Annotated in this window: 15 protein-coding genes; 10 read left to right on the plus strand and 5 right to left on the minus strand. The window is 37.7% G+C overall.

Annotated features, from left to right (window positions below; translation table 11 throughout):
- Positions 1–186: 186 nt before the first annotated feature.
- The 3 genes from MKY07_RS03290 to MKY07_RS03300 all read left to right on the plus strand — a co-directional run bounded on the left by MKY07_RS03290 (position 187) and on the right by MKY07_RS03300 (position 3,584).
- On the plus strand, positions 187–2,163 hold the full coding sequence (locus MKY07_RS03290) for an N-acetylmuramoyl-L-alanine amidase (protein ID WP_339263811.1): 1,977 nt from the start codon (positions 187–189) through the stop codon (positions 2,161–2,163).
- Between the two features lie 231 nt (positions 2,164–2,394).
- Complete coding sequence (locus tag MKY07_RS03295) at positions 2,395–2,697, plus strand: transposase (RefSeq protein ID WP_014822792.1); 303 nt, start codon at positions 2,395–2,397, stop codon at positions 2,695–2,697.
- On the plus strand, positions 2,694–3,584 hold the full coding sequence (locus MKY07_RS03300) for an IS3 family transposase (protein WP_339263812.1): 891 nt from the start codon (positions 2,694–2,696) through the stop codon (positions 3,582–3,584). Before MKY07_RS03295 ends, MKY07_RS03300 begins: the two co-directional genes overlap by 4 nt.
- Before the next feature lie 282 nt (positions 3,585–3,866).
- Here the strand turns inward: MKY07_RS03300 and MKY07_RS03305 are convergent, their stop codons facing one another.
- Positions 3,867–5,876 carry an S-layer homology domain-containing protein gene (locus MKY07_RS03305; RefSeq protein WP_339263813.1) on the minus strand — a complete coding sequence of 670 codons (2,010 nt, stop codon included), beginning with the start codon at positions 5,874–5,876 and terminating at the stop codon, positions 3,867–3,869.
- A 314-nt stretch (positions 5,877–6,190) separates the two neighbouring features.
- The gene (locus MKY07_RS03310; protein ID WP_008407391.1) at positions 6,191–6,457 is read right to left on the minus strand and encodes a hypothetical protein; all 267 of its coding nucleotides are present in this window, start codon (positions 6,455–6,457) and stop codon (positions 6,191–6,193) included.
- Positions 6,458–6,816: 359 nt separating this feature from the next.
- Between MKY07_RS03310 and MKY07_RS03315 the strand changes: the two genes are divergently transcribed.
- From MKY07_RS03315 to MKY07_RS03325, 3 genes are all read left to right on the plus strand, one after another.
- Positions 6,817–8,307, plus strand: a complete 1,491-nt coding sequence (locus tag MKY07_RS03315; protein WP_065216561.1) for an O-antigen ligase family protein — start codon at positions 6,817–6,819, stop codon at positions 8,305–8,307.
- Between the two features lie 246 nt (positions 8,308–8,553).
- Positions 8,554–10,827, plus strand: a complete 2,274-nt coding sequence (locus MKY07_RS03320) for an S-layer homology domain-containing protein (RefSeq protein ID WP_339263814.1) — start codon at positions 8,554–8,556, stop codon at positions 10,825–10,827.
- Positions 10,828–11,148: 321 nt separating this feature from the next.
- On the plus strand, positions 11,149–11,337 hold the full coding sequence (locus tag MKY07_RS03325) for a hypothetical protein (RefSeq protein WP_339263815.1): 189 nt from the start codon (positions 11,149–11,151) through the stop codon (positions 11,335–11,337).
- Between the two features lie 199 nt (positions 11,338–11,536).
- Here MKY07_RS03325 and MKY07_RS03330 read toward each other — a convergent pair whose 3' ends face one another.
- Positions 11,537–12,484 carry a nuclease-related domain-containing protein gene (locus MKY07_RS03330; RefSeq protein WP_339263816.1) on the minus strand — a complete coding sequence of 316 codons (948 nt, stop codon included), beginning with the start codon at positions 12,482–12,484 and terminating at the stop codon, positions 11,537–11,539.
- Between the two features lie 364 nt (positions 12,485–12,848).
- On the opposite strand from MKY07_RS03330, the gene MKY07_RS03335 reads away from it, so the two are divergent.
- From MKY07_RS03335 to MKY07_RS03350, 4 genes are all read left to right on the plus strand, one after another.
- Positions 12,849–13,991: a polysaccharide pyruvyl transferase family protein gene (locus MKY07_RS03335; RefSeq protein WP_339263817.1), complete on the plus strand. Its 1,143-nt coding sequence runs from the start codon at positions 12,849–12,851 to the stop codon at positions 13,989–13,991.
- Positions 13,991–15,079: a glycosyltransferase gene (locus MKY07_RS03340; RefSeq protein WP_339263818.1), complete on the plus strand. Its 1,089-nt coding sequence runs from the start codon at positions 13,991–13,993 to the stop codon at positions 15,077–15,079. Before MKY07_RS03335 ends, MKY07_RS03340 begins: the two co-directional genes overlap by 1 nt.
- A 31-nt stretch (positions 15,080–15,110) precedes the next feature.
- Entirely contained in the window at positions 15,111–16,628 is a 1,518-nt protein-coding gene (gene murJ / locus MKY07_RS03345) for a murein biosynthesis integral membrane protein MurJ (RefSeq protein WP_339263819.1), read from the plus strand.
- Positions 16,629–16,917: 289 nt separating this feature from the next.
- On the plus strand, positions 16,918–17,514 hold the full coding sequence (locus MKY07_RS03350) for a TetR/AcrR family transcriptional regulator (RefSeq protein ID WP_339263820.1): 597 nt from the start codon (positions 16,918–16,920) through the stop codon (positions 17,512–17,514).
- 46 nt (positions 17,515–17,560) lie between these two features.
- On the opposite strand, the gene MKY07_RS03355 is transcribed toward MKY07_RS03350, so the two are convergent.
- Together MKY07_RS03355 and brnQ are read right to left on the minus strand one after the other, a co-directional pair.
- Entirely contained in the window at positions 17,561–18,931 is a 1,371-nt protein-coding gene (locus MKY07_RS03355; RefSeq protein WP_339263821.1) for a S41 family peptidase, read from the minus strand.
- A gap of 195 nt (positions 18,932–19,126) precedes the next feature.
- Entirely contained in the window at positions 19,127–20,446 is a 1,320-nt protein-coding gene (brnQ, locus tag MKY07_RS03360; RefSeq protein ID WP_339263822.1) for a branched-chain amino acid transport system II carrier protein, read from the minus strand.
- Positions 20,447–20,737 lie beyond the last annotated feature (291 nt).

A 20,737-nucleotide genomic window follows, 5' to 3' on the forward strand; every position in this document is an offset into this window, starting at 1 on the left:
CAGTTTAATAGCCATTCATTGATGCCATTTTCACCTAAAAGGGAAACTCTCATCAGCAAATAATGAAAATATCACTTTCTACTTTCTATAATCTAGAAAAATATTAAATTTCTTGCTTTGTACATATTAATTTTATGAATAATTTGGTAAAATGGGAACTATCTAATAGAGGGGAGGATTTTAACATTGTCTTTGCGCAACCTGGTCATGTCGGTGACAATCATCTTCATGGCAATGTTCCAATTGAATACGGCATATGCTAGTACAAGCTTTGCCGATGTCCCTTCTTCAAACGGGGCGTATAATGAAATAAACTATTTAATAAATGTGGGTGTCATAAAAGGGTATACAGAAAACGGTAAAACTCTTTATAAACCGAATGCCCATGTAACCCGGGGACAAGCTGCTAAAATGGTTGTTGTTGCAACAAATAACAAGCCTTTAACTGTAAAAAAGTCCTCGTTTTCTGATGTTACATTAGGCACTGAGCTTTCGGGCTATGTAGAAAGTGCTGTGGAGTTAGGGTTTTTCTCTGAGCAATCCAATGGAAAATTTGCGCCGAACACTCCTTTGACAAGAGAAGAAATGAGTAAAGTGCTGGCCATTGCATTTAAATTAAACACAGCTCAAACAGAAAAGCTGGAAATTCCATTTAAAGATATTAAACCGACGTATGGCTATTATCCATACATCGCGGCAATCTACTTTAACGGAATTACTGTAGAAGCTGATAAATATAATCCGAAAAATTCAGTAACACGTGCACAGTTCGCATCATTTATTGCTCGTGCCTCTTCTGACAAGTATCGTTTGCCATTGCCTGTTCAAGGGGTGAATGTACCGGATATTTCGACAGCAATTGCTTCTGTTAAAGCAAATGTAAATAATTTAAATGTTCGCACATCTGCTTCTTCTTCAAATGCATCAAATATTTTGGCGAAAGTAAATACAGGTGCATCGTTTGCTGTATTTGATATCCAGAAAGATGGTTGGCTGAAAGTTTCCCATGAAGGACGCTATGCCTATGTTTACAAGGATTATGTAGATTTTATGGATGAAACAGGTAAGCAGCTTAATAAAGTACAAAAGCATGTTTACGCATCGGGCAATATTAAAGCATACGAAAAGCGTGATGTTGGTTCAAATAGTGTAAGTTCAATAGCAGCAAAAGAGAAAATTGCTGTTTATAATACTATTGGCAATTGGTATGTCACGTTAGTAAATGGTTTACCTGCCTATGTCCGTGTTTCTCAAACTGAGGATGCATTGCAGACAGAACCAGTTACTCCTCCAGTAGTGGAACCGGAAAAACCGGTAGTGGAAGAGGAAAATAATGTACCGAATCCACCTGCAGATAATGGCGGTGAAAACGAACAACCAGTTACTCCGCCGCAAGAGCTATTGACGAATACGTTTGGTAAAGCAACAGTTGATGCATTGCAAATTCGCGAGACTGCTTCAGGCAGTGCACGTTCGCTTGGTCAAATTAAGCGAGGTACACTTGTGGAAGTCCATTCGGTATCCGGTAGCTGGGCTAAAATAACGTATAACGGTATAAAAGGTTATATTAATAAAACATATTTACAACTTCTAAATCAAAAAGGACCTGCTGTAAAAGATCGTATTATTGTTCTTGATCCAGGTCATGGCGGTAAAGACCCAGGTGCTGTAAAGAAAGACGCACGTGAAAAGGAAATCGTTTTAAAAGTTGCGAATCTCGTAAAGCAAAAGCTTGAAAAAGATGGTGCAAAAGTGAAAATGACGCGTTCTGGAGATACATATCCTAGCTTAGAGGATCGTGTCCGATACGCAAAAAATGAAAACGGTGAAATTTTTATCAGTCTTCATGCAAATGCAGCAGCAAAGGAATCAGCAAATGGAACGGAAACATTCTACAGCGTGACTTCCAATGCAAATGAAAAAGAAGATTTAGCGTTGGCAACGGCCATTAACAATGAAATCGTTAAAAACGCCAAAATGTACAACCGTGGTGTAAAGCGCGCGGATTATGTTGTTACTAAAGGAAATGTAATGCCTGCTGTTTTAGTAGAGCTCGGTTTCATAACTAACAATGCCGATAGAGAAAAACTGGTATCTGACGAGTATGTCGAAATTTTTGCCCAGTCTATTTACAACGGCATTGTGCAATATTATACGAAATGATTGACTGAGCAGCTTCCTAGTAGAGGGGGCTGCTCAGTTTTTTGTTTTCGATTTGCTAATATCTTCATCAGAAGTTCTAATATCCTGGAAAATGTTCTAATAAAAGTGCCAAGTTCTAATATAATAGGCATTTCTTCTAAAATGACATCCGAATGTGAGGTTAGTATAAAAAATGGACACGTCTTAAGAGACACTTTAAGATTAAGATATCTAAAAAAGGACGTGGAACCGATGAAAGAAAAACAAACTCGTAAGCGATTAGACGCACAAACAAAAGAATACATTTTAAAGTCTGTTTTAGAAGATGGCGCAAAAGTTTCAGATCTGGCATTTAAGTTTGAAATTGGGTCTTCAACGATCCATAAATGGATTAAAGATTATCGTGAATCGAAAAATCAGGATGTCACACGATACTTTACTTCTAGCGAAGTAGATAAGTTGCAGGCAGCGTTTGATAAGAAGTTACGTGATTTGGAAGAAGAGAATGAAATTCTAAAAAAGGCTATGCACATCTTCGCGAAAAACCCCGAGTGATTTATGCATTCATTGAAAAGCATAAAAACGACTTTGGCATTGCGATGATGTGTAAAGTATTGATGGTTTCAAAAAGCGGTTATTATGATTGGCGTAAAAAACAGATACAGCCCTTATCGGAAAAAGAAGTACGTGATACAGAAATTGCCCATCAGATTCATCGATCGTATGCGAGGAGTTTTGGTACATACGGTAGCCCTCGAATTGCGCAAGACTTAGCGAGTTTAGGTTATGTCTGTTCGCAAAAGAAAATTGCGAATATGATGCGAAACCTTGGGTTAAGTGCCGTAATCCCGAAAACTGTTCAACGAACAACGGATTCCAATCACCATCAATTTATTTATCCGAATCTAGTCAAACGCCAATTTCAAGTAAAAGAGAAAAATAAAGTATGGGTCGCAGATATAACTTATATCCGAACACTGGAGGGGTGGGTGTATCTTGCGTCAATCATGGATTTATATTCTCGTAAAATCGTCGGCTGGGCCATCGCAGATCATATGGAAGAAACATTAGTAGATCAAGCCTTGAAGCATGCTTTAGCAGTTCGAAAACCCGAAAAAGGATTAGTTCATCATTCAGATCGAGGCGCACAATATTGTGCCACAAGCTATACAAGCACTTTAAAAGAACATGGGATTAAAATTAGCATGAGTCGTAAAGGAGATCCCTATGACAATGCGTGTATTGAATCCTTCCACGCCACAATCAAAAAAGAATGGATCTATCGTCACCGTTTCGAATCCAAAAAAGAAGCAAGAAAGAGCGTGGAGTCATATATCGTAAACTTTTACAATGAACGACGACGTCATTCAACAATCGGTTATTTATCACCAAACCAATTTGAGAGAAATCAACAGGAGTCAGTTTGTCAAAATGCCTCATAAAGTTCTCTTACAGGGTTTTCATCCCTCCATGCCCAGGTCTGGGCATGGAGGGATGAAAAGCAGAGCAACCGAAGGGCGGTAGCAAAAAAAGTCTCTTAACGTTTGTCCGAAATATTGACGGAAGACCAAATGTTCTAAAATCATAGCCGGAAGTTCAAATATCCTATCCCATTCTTCTAATAACCTTCACAACTTTTCTAATAAACAACAACTCTCGCAACCTCAGCCTCAATCTCAACTCACAAAAAATCCAGCACTTCCGTAGAAGTACTGGACTAAAAATTAGCTTCCTGGAATTAGTTGAACTAAATCAGAGCGTACCCAACCGTATTTTGCAGGAGGGTTATTGTCTGACATAATTTTGTACCATACATAGCCGTCTGTACCCTTCGTTTCTTCAACGATTGAGATAGGGTAGCCGAACACGCCTGTTTCACCTACATATTTCGCTTTATAAGTGAAGTGAACTGGTGAAGCTGTTGATGGCTCGTTACGGACATTTACTAAAAGACCATTTTCATAAGATACGAAGGCCAATTTAGCTTGTTTGTAATCTTTTTTACCAAAGCGGTTATCCATACGGTACATATGGCCCGCAATTTTACTGCCCCAGAATGGATCTGATGCATAGTGCACGTTCATGCCGGCTGTTTTATTCCCCGGTGCTGCACCTTTTGCATAACCTCCTGATTGAGGCACGTAGTTCAGGTTGACATAGCGGTTAATAAACGCAAGGACACTATCATCACGAGATTTATAAACTTCACCTAATGTCGGATCTGTATCGAATACTTTAATACCGAAAATATTGTTTTTCGTTAATGCATTTTTACTTACACCGTAATCACCTTCGTGCATTGCTGCAGCTAAAATGAATAGGGCATTGACGTTATATTGTGCTTCCACCTGCTTTAAAAATTTACCCATGCCGATTAAACGAGATTCAGTCGTTGCTTTAGCATATTGTGGGGAAGTTTTGATTGCCTGGCGCTCTGTTAATAATGTCATAATCATATTGTCTAGTTCCTCAGCTGTATAGTTAGATGGCTGACGAATCGATTGGAATTGGAAGTACGGATAATGTGTGCCTACTTTTTTCGTTAATAGAACATCAGAGTAGAAGTTTACCCCATCCTGGCTATAGTATTGACCGCCGCGCTGCATAAATACAGGTGCTTCACTCACTACATAATCCCAATTATACTTTTGTGTAATATGATTGTACGTACGATGTGTTAAGTAACCGCCTTCAACAAAATAGAAGTCTTGTCCTTTAATTAAGCTTGTCGGTGTTAATGTAACTTCATCAATTTTCGCATAGCCTTTTGTATCAGCTAATTGAACGATTGCATACTGATCGTTGCTTCCGATGTATTTAAACTGAGAGCCTTCTACAGCATACGATAACGACTTCGTGAAGTTTTTATCTGAATAAATTGTTACAGTGTTTGCTTTCGTGTCAGCTGCTGAAGCGATGCCAGATGACATTTTAATGATTTTATCGCCTTTAATAATCAAGTTTGAGCCAGAATTTTTTAACGCTGATTCAGCTTGTTCGTAGTTAAAGTAAACAGTAGAGTTTTTCGTAATTACTCCATTTGAAATTTTGCCGACATAATAAACATTTGGGTTCGGAGCAGGTGTTTCCACCGGTCCTTCACCTTCTTTTACAGCAAATGTTTCGATTGTCGTTTGCATACGGAATAAAAATGCTGCGGCATGTGCGATTGTCGCATTGCCTTGGGGTTCAAAAAATACCCCGTTTTTCGTATGTGATCCTCGGATAATATTGTAGTAAACATTTGTAGCTACAGCTGGTTTGAACTGATCACTGATTTTGTTGTTATCCTTGAATGTTAATGGTTGTCCTTCCAATGGCACGTTTGAATAACGCAATGCTTTTTCCAAAAGTGCTGCCATATGCTGGCGTGTAATCTTTTCGTTCGGACGGAATGTGCCATCAGGATAGCCACTTAAAATATTCGAGCCTGCAGCTGCCTGAATTTCACGTGTCAGTTCATTACCAGCTTTTAAATCTTTAAAAGTGTATGTAGATGAGTCTGGTAATTTAAGTGCGCGTGTAATGTAAGAAGCAAATTCACCTCGCGTAACGGCACGGTTTGGGTAGTAATTTCCTTTGCTGTCTGGTCGGATGACATTAAGATTAGACCAGTATGTTAATTCATTTACCATTTGATGGCCTTTTATATCATTTGCATGAGATGTAGATTGTGTTGTGAAAGACAGAGCAACGATTAATGCGAATGCTAGTCCAACTATTTTTTTAAACACAGATTCACGCTCCTTTCCTATATGATGATATTTTACCAATATATGAGCGAGAATCATAGATGAATCCTAATTCTTTAGACGTTTGTAATATAAATGTAATTAAAAAGTCCTTTGAAAAATATTTTGATGATAGGGAAAAATGAGTTCAATACTATAAGGATAGAAGAATATAAAAAAGAGTGAGCTGGGTTAAAGCTCATAAAATTCAATTGAGGGGGAGGTTTTTTATATGAGAGGAATAGCGATAAACAAATAGAATAGAAGGCACTTCAAAACAAAGCGTCGTATTTCTATTTAAGAAAACCGGAAAATGACTACAAGTTTAATGCCTTCGATATTTTTTTTACTTCTTTTGTTAAGTAATGAAGCTGTTCATGTACTTCCTGGAGATTCACGTTGTTTTGATTGTTATTAGTGACCTGCTGCTGTGTTTCCTGTAGTGCAAGAGCAGATGCAAATGTAGAAATCCCTTCAGCTAACGTAGCTAACAAACCGGCTAATACCTCAAGTGAAGCGGCTTGAATTAATGGATTGTTATCGATCGGCGGTTCATTGTTTTTCTTACGGTTATTAGTTTGCAATAGTACGACCTCCAAAATAGTGATGTATATATTTTATGGTTTTGATGAGCAATTATGAATGACTGGAGGGATTTGCTGCAGAAAGTTTTAAAATCTTTCAAGTTTATTTTATGGTAAAATTTAGGGGTATTTTAATTCGAGAGGTTTGGGGGTGAAGAGAGGCATATTTCCTCTCTTTTTTTTATGTTATGTGACTGAAAAACCATTGATCTGACAATTATTCTAGTAATTTAGGGTGTGTTTTATACTCTCATTGAATTATAATTGTAACCATATTATACTTAAGTTCGTCTTAATCCACATGAGCAAAACTCATCTAAAAATAGAGAACTACATATAGGAAAGGGTTTGGGACATCTATGAATGACATTTCTGTCAAAATGAATAAAAAAGAGTGGCTCGAAATTTTTGGGGCAATTCTTGTACTTGTGGCGGCCTTACTGCTTCCGCCTTCGATAGCGCAAATCAGTACAGCGATTTTCTTTGTACTCTTTGCATTTTTTAAGCCGTTTCAAAGTTTAGTAATTTTAGTACCGTACGTTATCTTCCGTACCTTCTTTATTGAACTGAACCCTGGTCTTAAACTCATCGGCGATTTAATTACAATCGTCGTATTACTGCGTTTATTTTTACTTAATACGAAGAAATTTAAAACTTGGTTTCATTTCAAACCATTTGAATACTTCTTCTTCGCCTTTTTAATCTTCGGTGCAATCATTGGCTACAAAAACGGTGTATCACTTGGTGCGATCGTCTTCCAATTACGTACATTCGGCGTTATGTATTTACTGTATTACATTCTAAGCCGCAGTGAATTGCCGAAAAACTTCCTTGTGAAACTGGCATGGGTTACTGTATTTTCAGGTGCAGTTATTTTCATTCAGGGGATTTTCGAAAAATTGTCGATGCGCCAGTTATTAATGCCTGAAATTTGGACGGAAAAAATACTTTCTTCAACAAACTTCGTGCGTGTCTACGGTATGCTGAACAATCCGAACTCACTGGCATTAGTCATGTTCTTTGCAATTGGCGCGGTATTCTTCCTGCGATGGGCTTATAAAAACAATGAATTTAAATGGACGTTCCGTATAGCACAAGTCGCTTTCTTTGGAATGCTGTTATTGACACTTTCCCGTGGTACATGGATTTCTGCGTTCGTCTTCGTCTTATTCTTCATGCTGCTATCACGAAATTGGAAGCTATTGAAGAGAATTGCCATTTCATTTGTTGTGGCAATTGCACTAATTTATTTCCCTGTAAACTGGGGAGTATCATTTTTACAAAACTTAGGTGTGGAAAACACGGTAGCACCAGAGGAAATTTCTGGTGGAATCAGCAATCGCTTCACGGAAACATTCTCGGACGACACTTTGGAGCTGATGCAGGAAAGTGGTCGTATGTTCTATATTAAAAAAGGATTTGAAGTGCTGAAGGATTATCCGATTACAGGTGCCGGCTTTGGGACATTCGGTGGTTCGGCAACTTTATCATATGACTCACCGATTTATGAGGAGTACGGTATCCGTTCTGATATATACGGCGGCAAGAACTTCTATTCCGATAACCAATATATTCAAGTTATTGCTGAGACAGGTGCAGTCGGCGTTCTATTATTTGCAGGCTTCTTACTTGCGATGGTATGGATGTACTGGAAAGAACGTAAAACAATCTTCGGGCAATATTTATTCGGGCTATGGTTTGCAACAGGTGTAGCAGGCTTCTTCTATAATATTTGGGAATTAAAAGTATATGTACTATTCTACTTTATTCTCTTTGGAATATTTGCAAGTATGCGCACAATGTATCCAATGCTCAAACTCAGCGATTACGAAAAACAAAAAGCAGAATAAATTAAGGAACTATCTCTTCAGGGGGGTAGTTCTTTTTTTATAAAATTTACAGACTATTTTAGAAGCTTCCATTATTGTATTTGCATTATTCTCTTATACAAGATGTAACTTTATGTTGAAAAAATGGATTTCTTGTAAAATGTAACAAAAGATTAATAGTTTCTCATGCGAAAATTTGTTAAGGTTAGAGATAGGACATTAAGAAAGGAAGGTGACTTGCTTCAATTTAATTAGGAAGCACAAATTATGAAAACAAATAAATCTCTATTTATTGCAGTGCTAATGGTGTTTGCACTCATTTTCAGTACACCGCAATTTGCAAGTGCAGCACAAACGACAAATGACTCATACCCGATCTCGACAGGGGTAACATATTCAAACTATACTCATAAAGGTTCTAAAACAAGTGTGGTTAATCATTTAGAAGTTGATTTAACAGACTCTTTCACAAAAATCGGTTTAGGTTTACCAACTCCGGTCAATACGTTAATGACAACGACGCAACATGCGAACAGTCATACGAAGGAAGGAAACCGGGTAGTTGGGGCAATCAACTCTAATTTCTATAATATGGGGGATGGCTATCCTTTATATTTAATTTCTCAATATAATACAATCGTTACACCAAGCGTTATTTCAGATTCAAGTTCGAACTATGTGAGCCAACCGATCGCATTCGGTATTACAAAGGACGGATACGGAGAGATTGCTTATTACAATAGTAAGATTAACGTTACATATAACGGTCAAACAAATGAAGTAAATGGTCTTAATGTAAAGCGCGGAACAGATGAGGCGGTTATTTATACACCGCAAAATCATAGTTCTATGACGCCGAACAATGGAAAAGGTATGGAGTTTATCGTTGAAACTGGAAATACAGTCGGTGCAACGAAATTCGGCCAAACATTAACGGGTAAGGTTACTGCAATCCGTGGTTATGATGATGAGACAAAAACGAAAATTCCGCGTAACGGTTTCGTGCTTTCATTTAACGGATCAGCATGGGGCGATAAATACCGTGGTATTAAAGTCGGCGATGAAATTTCAGTAAACTTTGCTATTGATGATCGTTGGATGGACGCACAGTTTATGATGGCAAGTGGTCCATTACTCGTATTGGACGGCAAGAAAAATCTGACAATCAATGAATCAAGCTCACGTGCAAGAGAAGTTGCACCACGTACGGCGATTGCAATCAGCAAAGATAAGAAGAAAGTACACTTAATTACAGTGGACGGACGTATTAGCTCAAGTGCAGGTATGTCTTTACCACAGTTTGCGGATTATCTAGTAAGCCTTGGCTTTGACCGTGCGATTAATTTAGATGGCGGCGGTTCAACAACAATGGGTATTCGAAAATACGGCAGTAACACAGTCGTTTTAGCCAATACACCGTCTGGAGGTACACAACGTCGCGTATCTGCAATTATTGAAGCAATCAGTACAGCACCAACAACAAATGCACCTAAATATATTCAAGTAAATCGGGATAAAGTAGGTACGTTATTAGTCGGTGCAACAGTGAAACTTACACCAAACTATGTGTTGGACGAGTATTACAATCCATTGGCAGTAAATGCAAGTGATTTTGTGTTAACACCGCAAAATAATACAGTAACAGTTAATGGCTTAAGCTATACAGCTGTAGCGCCTGGCTCAGAACGTCTAACGGTTTCAAATAAAGGCGCAACACAAACAATCAGCTTTAATGTAGTCGATGCACCTGCTGGACTTTCTATTTCAGGTGTAACAGGTCCAGTTGTACCAAATGCATCGCTTCAATTAAAAGCTAATGTAACAGGGGCAAATAATGAAACATTAATTTATAACGATTCACAAATTAAATGGTCTGTTGATGGAAACATCGGTTCAGTATCCAGCTCAGGTCTTTTCAAATCGAATGGTAAAGAAGGCACTGCCCGTGTAACAGCGACATTAGGAACAAAATCTGTTTCTAAAGATATCGTTGTAAAGGCGGTAGAAAAACCATTATTCAAAGATATTTCTGTGAACAATGTTTATAAAAAAGAAATTCAATATTTAGTGGATAATAACTTAATCAACGGGTATCCGGATGGTACATTCAAACCGGATTTAGCATTAAACCGTGGTCAAGCAGCTGTATTGCTGACTCGTGCATTAGGCTTATCTACAAAAGATGTGCCAAACCCTGGATTTAGCGATCTATCAACAAAGAGCACATATTATGGTGCAGTTGCAGCGATTGTACAAGCAGGCATCATGAGTGGTACTGGTGATGGCAAGTATGAGCCAGGCAAACCATTAACTCGTGCTCAAATGGCGAAAATCCTAGTTGAAGCGTATAAGTTAACAGGTACTACTTCTACGAAATTTAAAGATGTAAGTACAAAGCACTGGGCGTACGATTATATTCATACGCTAGCAGCAAATGAAATTACGACAGGTTATGAAGATAATACTTATAAACCAAGTCAAGAAGTATCACGCGTGCACTTCAGCTTATTCTTATACCGCACAATTACACAAAACAAATAAGAGGGAACCTTTGTAAAGTTGCAGCGAGGAATCGCAACTTTTACAAAGGTTTTTTTATGGAGAAAAGGGGGCGTTGGGGAAGAGGGGGAGGGAATTAAAAGAAGTGAGGTTGGAACGGAGTGTTTTATTACGTGGAATGAATTTTTTTATGGGGAAGGTGTAAGTATTGGCTTCAGTGTTGTTGAAACTATAGAATTTTTTGGCACGAAAGTAGAACAATTACGGAAGAAAGTGGAACTTCGCACCAAGAAAGTAGAAATTTTCTAGGTAAAGTAGAAGATTTCATTTAAAAAGTAGAACGGGTAGCGAGTATTCGCCAAGTTGTCGCAGAAAGTAGAATGTTTACGGATTAAAGTAGAACTTCGTACTAAGAAAGTAGAAAGTGTCATTCAAAAAGTAGAACGAGTTGGAGTATTCGCCAAGCTGTCGCAGAAAGTAGAAAGTTTTGGCTCGAAAGTAGAATGCTTTCGGGTTAAAGTAGAACTTGGCATCAAGAAAGTAGAACATTAATCAGATAAAGTAGAAAGTTTCAATTGAAAAGTAGAAATGGTTGCGAGTATTCGCCAAGTTGTCGCAGAAAGTAGAATGAATTAACGTTAATGTAGAACCAAGCCCCAAAAAAGTAGAACTCTACCCGGAAAAACTAGAAGAATATACTTCGTAAGTAACTCATCACCTCCTTTAAGTAGAAATTACATAAGAAAACAACCTATCCATTTTTCTGATCTAAAACCTCTTCAGGAATTAAGTAATAGACACCACGTCCTTTGCCAATTTGCTCAAAGTTTAAGCGCTTTAGAAGTTTGGAAGTAACTGCTTTACAGTCGATTCCGACAAATTCCCTCAATTCACGATTTGTAATGCGGTCCCCGATTAATACGCGATAGTGATGTAATGCTAAAAAGATTGCCTCTTTACTTTTCACGCCGCAATGTGGGCAAATCCATAACCCGTGATGATAATACATGACATGCTGAAAGTCGCACTTTTTGCAAAGGACGCCATTTCGTATACGATATCTATCTATTTTTCTTCTAACAGGTAGCCGGCAAGAGATGGCCGATAATTTATTTTCCAATTTCACTAAATCAAGTTTTGTTTCACCATAGTTTTGATATAATTTCTCCAGAAACTTCGGCAAGCCGCTTAAATGAATAATCGGACAACCGTTTAAGGATGAGTCCAATTTGGTTCTGATATTAGCATTGACCACAATATATAAGACAGGCAGCTGAATTTTCCAGCTTGATAATAAATGCAATAAAAATAACTGATGCCGGTAAGCCTGGTCAAACGGATTCGGGAAATTTTCTAAAACCCCCTCCTCAGTTTGACGGGCGAACTCGTGGAATGCGGATTTATAAAATAATGTACCGGAAATTTGTTTAACCTCAACAACGAGAAGAAATCTTGTAGTAATTATAAGAGCGTCGATTTGATGTGAAAAACCCTTTTCATTTATACATTCAAAGTTATAAAAAATTTTATATGGACCAATAAAATGATAATCCGCTAATGTTCTCTGCATTTTTAATTCGCCTGCAACTCCAGCTTGGACGCGATAATAAGCCTCTTGATAAGAGGTAAACTCTTCATCATCAGCTTGTAATCTAGAAACAAGAGCTTCCAAATAAACAAGATTTTCAGACCTGTACAATAAATCACCTCTACTCGTGCATTGAGACAAAATCTCTATGACAGCAATGTATCCGAAAATTCCCCGGCTTGCAAATGACCCAGAAAAGTCCTTTAACGCATAATTTCCACTTCAAAAAGTAAAAATGAAACTAATCTTATATGCAAACCGTCTCATTAACGAAAAACTATAAATTTATTGTTAATTTTCTTCTTGTGAAATGGTGTGATCTTGCCCTCGGGAATATCGTTTCAAACAGACATTATGCTATACTGAAAATACGAATCATAACGCAGAACACATCGACTTCAGATGTGTTTTTCAAATGAAAAATGAAATAAGCCAAGCGTACTTAATATGCTTGATTCAAAGGATGAATGAATAAATGAAAATTGGTATTGTTGGAAATTACGGGAATGATAATAATGGAGACGAGGCGATTTTATTAAGTATTATTCGTCAGCTGCAGAAGGTATTTCAAATAGATACAAAAAATATTACGGTATTTAGTAATAACCCAAAACAAACAGCTGAACGTTATTCTGTGCAAAGTTACCCTTTATATTACAAAAACGGTAATGCTGTGAAAACGTTTATGAAGACGTATAAAGAAAATTCTAATGTCGTGAAAAACCTTGATTTTGTCGTAATCGGCGGCGGCGGTATTTTGATGGATCTTTATAAACGTGAAGCACCGCTGTATGGTTCATATGCGATGATGGCCAAAAATAATAATGTACCATATGTTGTCTATGGTTGTGGGGCGGGTCCACTAAACACAGGCTTAGGTAAATGGTTTATCCGCTATATGGCCAAGCATGCACAAAATATTTCAGTGCGTGATCCGCAATCTGAACAGCTGCTAAAAACAATCGGGGTAAAACGTAATGTACATGTAATTGGAGATCCGGCATTTAGTTTAGAAGTAGAACGTTCAAATTATAGTGATAAACCAAAATCGGTTGGTGTTACAGCGGTTCCTTACTATAATGCTTCATACTGGCCAACAGGTGATGAGACTAAATACGAAAACTATATTAATGGCATGGCGAAAAACCTGGACCGTTTAATTGAAGAGCATAATGTCGATGTAACATTTTTTGCGACAAAATATCCGCAAGATGCTGATGTGACAAAAGATATTCAGGCTAAAATGAAGCATCCGGAGAAGACAAAAATTATTGATGAAAACTTGCCGCCGCAGCGTATTTTACATATTACGTCTACATTTGATGTGTTAATCGGTACAAGACTTCATTCATTAATATTGGCAACGGATGCGAAAACGCCGATTATCGGAGTGTCTTATCATGTGAAGGTGAATGACTTCTTACAAATGGCGGGACTTGGCAACTATTCTTTACCGATTGATTCGCTTCATGAATCAGACGAGAAGTTTGCGATGCTCTTTAACGATATGGCAGTAGATTGGAACGGTGCACAAAACTTAGCGGCTCGTACAAATGCGTCATTTAAAGAAAAATCAGCATTAGGGGAGCAGCTTTTAAAAGAAGGTGCGAAAAAGTAATGAAAAAAGTATTCGTCATTAGCAATATGTATCCTTCAAAGGAACATTTAGCTTACGGCATTTTCGTGAAAAATCAGGTCGAGCAATTGGAACGAGAGGGTATCGATACAGTGCTCGCGGTAAATACCAATCCAGCAACAGGAAAGAAAAATGTTATTCTGAAATATTTAAAGTGGGCTCAACAGTTTATGCGTGCATTCCGTGCTAACAAGCGGAATATTTCGCTAACACATAGCCATTACGTATTTCCAAGCGGGATATTCAGCTACTATTTAAAAAAGCGTCACAATATCCCGTATATCGTAACGGCACATGGCGGCGATATTAATAAAATGGCTAAAAAAGGCGGACAAATCCGTGAGTTTACGGAGAAGATTTTACAGTCTGCAGATCATGTCATTGCAGTAGGGGAAGAGCTTGCTGCAACGATTGAAACAACTTTCCATGTTGAAAACGATAAAATTTCGGTGATGAGCATGGGGATTGATCGCACGGTTTTCAATAAAGCAGACGATAAAAAACAACATGCAAAAGAGCTCGGAATGGACCCTGACAAGACAAACTTTTTATTCGTAGGAAACATTATACGGGAAAAAGGCGTTACAGAACTTGTACGTGCATTCAATAAAGTAACGGAATCGCTTCCACAGCAAGCCGCTCTTTATTGTGTTGGTTCGACAAAAGATAGTAATTTTACTAGTAAAGTAAAAGAGCTTGCTAGGGACAATACTTCGGTTCATTTTATCGAACCATTACCACAGCAGGAGTTGGCGCGTTATTTTCAGGCGGCTGATGTTTTCGTACTCCCTTCTTATATTGAAGGACTGGGATTAGTAGCTTTAGAGGCAATGAGCTGCGGCACACCGGTCATTGCATCGGATGTCGGGGGACTGCATTATATGCTGGCAGATGGAGCAGGGGTATTAGTGCCTCCTAAAGACGAGATCTTACTTCAGCTGGCACTTGAAAATGCAGTGAAAGACGGAATCGCAGTGAATGAAGCACGTGTAGCTGAGCTGCTTCATACACATGATGCAAAAAACATTATTGCACGTTTAAAAGATCTCTACACAACACATGCGAAATAAAGTAATTGTAATTAAAGGATTGTGATAAGCGTTGAAAGGAATTTTAAAAATAATAGGGGCCGTCGCGGTTATTAATATTTTAGCGCGTCTGGTCGGTTTTGCCCGTGAAACATATATCGCGGTTGAATTTGGTACCACTTTATACTCAGATAGTATTGTTAATGCTTATACAATTCCAAACTTTTTATATTTAGTCATCGGCGGAGCGTTTACGACGGCGTTTATATCCATATACCATAAGACGTCATCAAGCATTACCGAATATATACAGCGAACGTTTACAACGATTGCTGTTTCGATTACGCTCATTGTCATTTTATTTATGGCGTTGGCCGATCCGATATTAATGCAATTTTTCCAAGTTGAGAATCAGGCGGAATATGAAATACTGCGCTCGCTTTACTACTGGATGATGCCATCGACGATTATGCTCGTATTATCGACTTGGATGAGCGGTATTTTAAATGTCCAGGGCCGTTATCATTTATCAGCGTTTTCAGTGCTTATTTATAACGCTTCATTTTTACTCGTATCCGTAGTCTTATCCATCACAATGGGACCGGTCGGAATGGGGATCGGGGCATTAGTCGGGGCAATCTGTATGTTCCTGTTCCTTGTATTCGGAGTTCGGAATGTGAAAGAAATGTCCTTCAAGCCAAACTTTAAACAGGCTGAAGATCAAAAAATGCTATGGAAAATTGCGTTGCCGATTATGCTTGGCGGTGCGACTGCACAGCTTTATATTTTAATTCAACGATTCTTTACTAATATGCTGGAAGCTGGTGTTCCGTCAGCGATGAACTATGCGACAAAAATGTCCCAGTTCCCGCAGGCAATTTTAATGACTGCTGTAACGACCGTTATTTTCCCTTTACTCAGCAAAAAAGAAGGGGAAGGGGACACAGAGTCGGTAAAACAACTGTATGTTCGCGGGATGCGTTTATTATACATACTAGTATTGCCTGTTTCGGTGTTTTTCTACTTCCAGGCAGAAGGGATTGTCCGCATCATATTTGAATATAAAGAATTTGATGCAAAGTCAACAGCAATTACAGCGCCACTGCTGCAAGTATTCAGTACGACGATGTTCTTCCTTGCTGCAAACACGTATATTACACGTTTCTACTATGCGAAGGGTAACTCCGTATTACCGATGATATTCAGTATTTTAACGGTATTCGGTGTGAACATTGCGGTCGTAATGGCGACGATTGATGAAATGGGCGCTAATGCGGTTGCCCTAGGGACATTAATCAGTGCTATCGTAAACTTCCTGTTGCTTGTATTTGTGCTTCAAAGTAAATATAAGTTAAAACTTTTGGACAATAACGTTGGTCAGCTGTTTAAGTTGGCCATCATTGGACTAATATACATCGCAATTAACTGGGCGATTGCACAATGGATTTCAATTGATCAAAAATGGCTTCATATAATTGCTACATTTATCGTTGCGTCAATTAGCTATATGATATTACTGTTCGCGTTCAAAATGGATGAGCTGCAGCAAATTACAGGTAAAGTAAAAGGTAAGATTTTACGAAAAAAATAACATGACAAAGCGCGTATCCTGAAATTGATTAGGATACGCCTTTTTGTATCTACTATTTAATGATATTTCAGGAAAAGAATAATTTATCCTTATAACAGGTCAATTAACGGATGATGAAATTCAAATTATTGCTAAGTTATGTCAATGGAGTGCTAATAATAAGGAGAAATGTTAGTTATATGGCGGAAAACTTTATTTTAAAAAAACTTTCCTATATAATCATAAGTGGAATAATTGGAATTTAATATAAATTACTAAACATCTAAAATAGAGATAAGGGTGGAGAAGTATGGCAAGAGGAAGACGTGTAAATTCATGCGGTGAAAAAAGTAAAAAATTATTATTGGAAAAAGCAATTGAGTTATTTTCTACATATGGTTATCATCAAACAAAAATCAGTGATATTGTGAAATCGGCAAATTTAACACAGCCGACATTTTATTTATATTTTCAAAGTAAGGAATCATTGTTTAACGATTTAAATGAGAAGTTCCACAATGAGCTAACTGAAATTTTTTCTAGTTCAACAAATGACATAAACAACGGGAAAATTGGAATCGACCTTATTCAAGGAAGTCTGACACATATTTTCGAGTTTTTTGTCGAAAACCCCAACCTCACAAAAATCGGTTTTTATGAAGCAGAGCAATCAACGGCCGTAAAGGAAATGCTTGTTTCTGAATTAATACATATCCTAAATACACAGTTAAAAGATTCGAATGTTTTAAAGCAGGCGGATGCGACTATTCTTGCAGAAAGTCTTATTGGTTCGGTGGAACGGCTGACACTGACAAACTTATTAACGAATAAAACGAGTCCGGAACAGCTTGCAAAAGAGATTTGCATGATTTATTTTGCAACAGAACTAAGTTTAGTACATTTATAAAATTGAAAGAGACGATTGCTAATGCGCAAATCGTCTCTTTTTTCATTTACTGTTTTGTCGTTACATGTAAATAAACACCGGCTTTTAAATTTTTGCCTTTCTCATTTTTTACTTTAGGATGAACGATGAGGGCATATTCTTTGCCAGCCGTTAATTCTTTTTCAGGGGTAACAACGAGCTGTTGAGCCGATAATTTGTGAGTTGTTTTTACAGTATCTGCACCCAGCTCTACTAGTTCTACGGAAGAAGCATTGAGCTCTTTCGCCAGTTTAGCGGAAAACTTGATCGTAAATGTTTTATTTAACGGAACATTTTTTAGGGCAGCAAGTTCTTTATAATTTTTTAAGTTTGAAGCGATTGTATCGTAATGTGCTTTAAAGAGGGGCTCGCTTGCTGTTTTAATATGTGGTTTAACCCCAACCTCATTTATTTTCGTACCGTTTGGACCATAAAAATGGCCAACTGTTAATTTTAGAAAGCTGCCGTCTTCAAGCTCGTAAAATGCCTGCATCGAGCCTTTACCATAAGTCGTTTCCCCGTAAAGTGTGACTGCTTTTTGATCGGAAAGTGCTGCCGCAGTCATTTCCGACGAGCTGGCACTATATCGATTTATAAGCATTTTCGTATTTTCAGGGAATGTTGTTGATTGCTTCATCGAACGTACAATAGATGTCCCCGAAGTTTCTTTCAATTTATAGGCATAGGAGGCATTCGGGAACATACCGATAAGCTGTTCTGCTGCGGTTACATAGCCGCCCCCGTTATTTTGCAAATCGAAAATAAATGATTTTGCCCCTTTATTTTTCAAATCACGAATAGCCTTTGTAACGAGGCTCGCCGTGTCGTTTGAAAATGAATTCAATGAAATGTATCCCGTATTGCCGTATAAAAGCTTTGTTTCCACATTAGGAAGTGAGAAAGCTTTACGTGTTAATTTTTTCGTTATAATTGTGCCGTCTTCACGTGAAAGCGTTAAAGAAACCGTTGTATTTGCTGCTCCTTTAATAAGTGAAGAGGCCTGGTCGATTGTCAGTCCTGCAACCGGTTTCCCCTCAATCTCTGTGATGATATCGCCAACTTTTAAGCCGGCAGTTTTTGCGCTGCCCCCATCGATCAGCTCGGATATTTGAATACCGCCTTCAACCTTTTCAATGATAACGCCGATGCCTACAGTAGTTAGGTCCACGCCATTAATAAACTCTTCGAATTCTTCCGGAGTAAAGTAAGCGGAATACGAATCGAGCATTTCTGTCAGTTGGTCGATGCTTGTAGCACGGTTGATATCACCATTAATATTCCCTACATAGTTTTCCTTAACAATCTGTTTTACTTCATCTAAAGGAGCACCTAGCACCGTCAAAGGAACGGTTAGGCACATAATGAAAAACAGTATTGCTGACAAACTTCTTCTTAGCATGAGTCCACCTCATCAGTTTTATTTTTCTATAATGTAATGCGTAATGCCATAATAGCGATATTACCATATTTTATCATGAATACTTCACTAATTTATGGAAGTATAAAAAATTATTTTAATCTATTTTTAGTCAATAAAAGAGGGTAAGTTACAAGTTTTTACACTTATAACTTACCCTCATTCTAGTAATTAAACTTATTTTCGTTTTGCTAAATACATGATGTAGCCGATGACACCACCAACTAATGCAGGGACAACCCATGCGATGCCTTGCTCATAAAACGGGAAAATTGATAAAAACTTATCGTAAGCTTCGATTTCGAATCCGGCTTGTTTGATTCCGTCATAAATTGCAACAACACCTGTGAAAATTAAAGCCATTCCATACACGCTCGGTGCATGATTGAAAAGGTTTCCGAATAATGCAAAAATCATAAGCACAATGGCGAATGGATAAATTGCAACCAAAACAGGCAATGATAGATTAATTAAATCCGATAATCCAAAGTTTGAAACACCGAAGCTGAAAAGTGCGAAAATAACTAAGTATACCTGGTAAGAAACTTTCGGGAAAATCTTATGGAAAAATGTTGCGTTTGCAGATAATAAACCTACAGATGTTGTTAAACAAGCTAAAATGATAACGGCTGATAAAATGATATTACCGGCTTGTCCGTATAGTTGCTGTGCTGCCAGAGAAATTATTGTACCGCCATCTTCTTGGAAGCCGATAGCCGATGTACTTGTTACACCGATATAACCTAATGATACATAGACAAATGCTAAACCTATTGCAGCGACAATACCTGCGAAAATTGTAATTTTAACTTGTTTAGCTCTATCCGTTACGCCACGAGCAACTAATGATTGAACGATAACGATTCCGAACACTAATGATGCCAGTACGTCCATCGTCAAGTAACCTTGAATGAATGATTCACCAAAAGCATTATTAATATATGGCCCCTGCGCTACACCAGCTTCACCTAACGGAGTAATAACGGCTTTAATCGCGAGTAAACAAATAACGATTAGAAGTGCAGGTGTTAAAATTTTTCCGACACGGTCGACGATTTTTGTCGGGTTATATGCTAAGTAGAATGTGATTCCGAAAAAGATAAGTGTTGTAATAAATAATGGAATCCAGCTACCTTTCATTGCTTCTGTTAAAAACGGTTCCACACCGATTGAATATGACACAGCACCAGTACGCGGAATTGCAAAGAATGGTCCGATCGACAAGTATATAATCGACGTGAAAATTATACCGAAATATGGATTAATGCGACCTGCCAATATTTCTAAGTCTCCGCCGTTCTTTGCTACGGCAATAATACCTAATAGAGGCAACCCTACTCCTGTTATTAAAAATCCGATCATGGATATTACAATATTTTCCCCGGCCATTTGACCTAGTTGTGGTGGGAATATGATATTACCTGCACCTAGGAACAATGCAAATAACATAAAACCTACCGCGATATTCTCACGGAAAAAACTTGACTTGCTATTCATGTTGACTTAACTCCTTTAATTTGAAAATACAAAGTTTTCTAAAAATTTAAATCTTTTAACAAAAACTAATTCTATCATAAAACTATTAAAAAACAAGCATATTTTAAGAAATCATTTTGCAACAATTCAGTGTCTATAAAATATTCGTTTATTTCTATTACATAATATTACTATGTGAGTATAGTAATAGAAGAAAAATATAGCTATCCGAATAATTTTCTTATTAAAAGAGGGTTGTATCCTCTATTAAAAATTAAGTAAAATAGAGTAAAAAATAGTTTCATTGAGAAG

It is taken from the genome of Solibacillus sp. FSL W7-1472 (assembly GCF_037969775.1).
GTDB classification, from domain to species: domain Bacteria; phylum Bacillota; class Bacilli; order Bacillales_A; family Planococcaceae; genus Solibacillus; species Solibacillus silvestris.

Coding starts and splice junctions, on each gene's coding strand:
- MKY07_RS03295 (WP_014822792.1), top strand. CDS start 2,395: ATGAAAGAAAAACAAACTCGTAAGCGATTAGACGCACAAACAAAAGAA.
- MKY07_RS03315 (WP_065216561.1), top strand. CDS start 6,817: ATGAATGACATTTCTGTCAAAATGAATAAAAAAGAGTGGCTCGAAATT.
- brnQ (WP_339263822.1), bottom strand. CDS start 20,446: ATGAATAGCAAGTCAAGTTTTTTCCGTGAGAATATCGCGGTAGGTTTT.
- MKY07_RS03355 (WP_339263821.1), bottom strand. CDS start 18,931: ATGCTAAGAAGAAGTTTGTCAGCAATACTGTTTTTCATTATGTGCCTA.
- MKY07_RS03340 (WP_339263818.1), top strand. CDS start 13,991: ATGAAAAAAGTATTCGTCATTAGCAATATGTATCCTTCAAAGGAACAT.
- MKY07_RS03320 (WP_339263814.1), top strand. CDS start 8,554: ATGAAAACAAATAAATCTCTATTTATTGCAGTGCTAATGGTGTTTGCA.
- MKY07_RS03335 (WP_339263817.1), top strand. CDS start 12,849: ATGAAAATTGGTATTGTTGGAAATTACGGGAATGATAATAATGGAGAC.
- MKY07_RS03350 (WP_339263820.1), top strand. CDS start 16,918: ATGGCAAGAGGAAGACGTGTAAATTCATGCGGTGAAAAAAGTAAAAAA.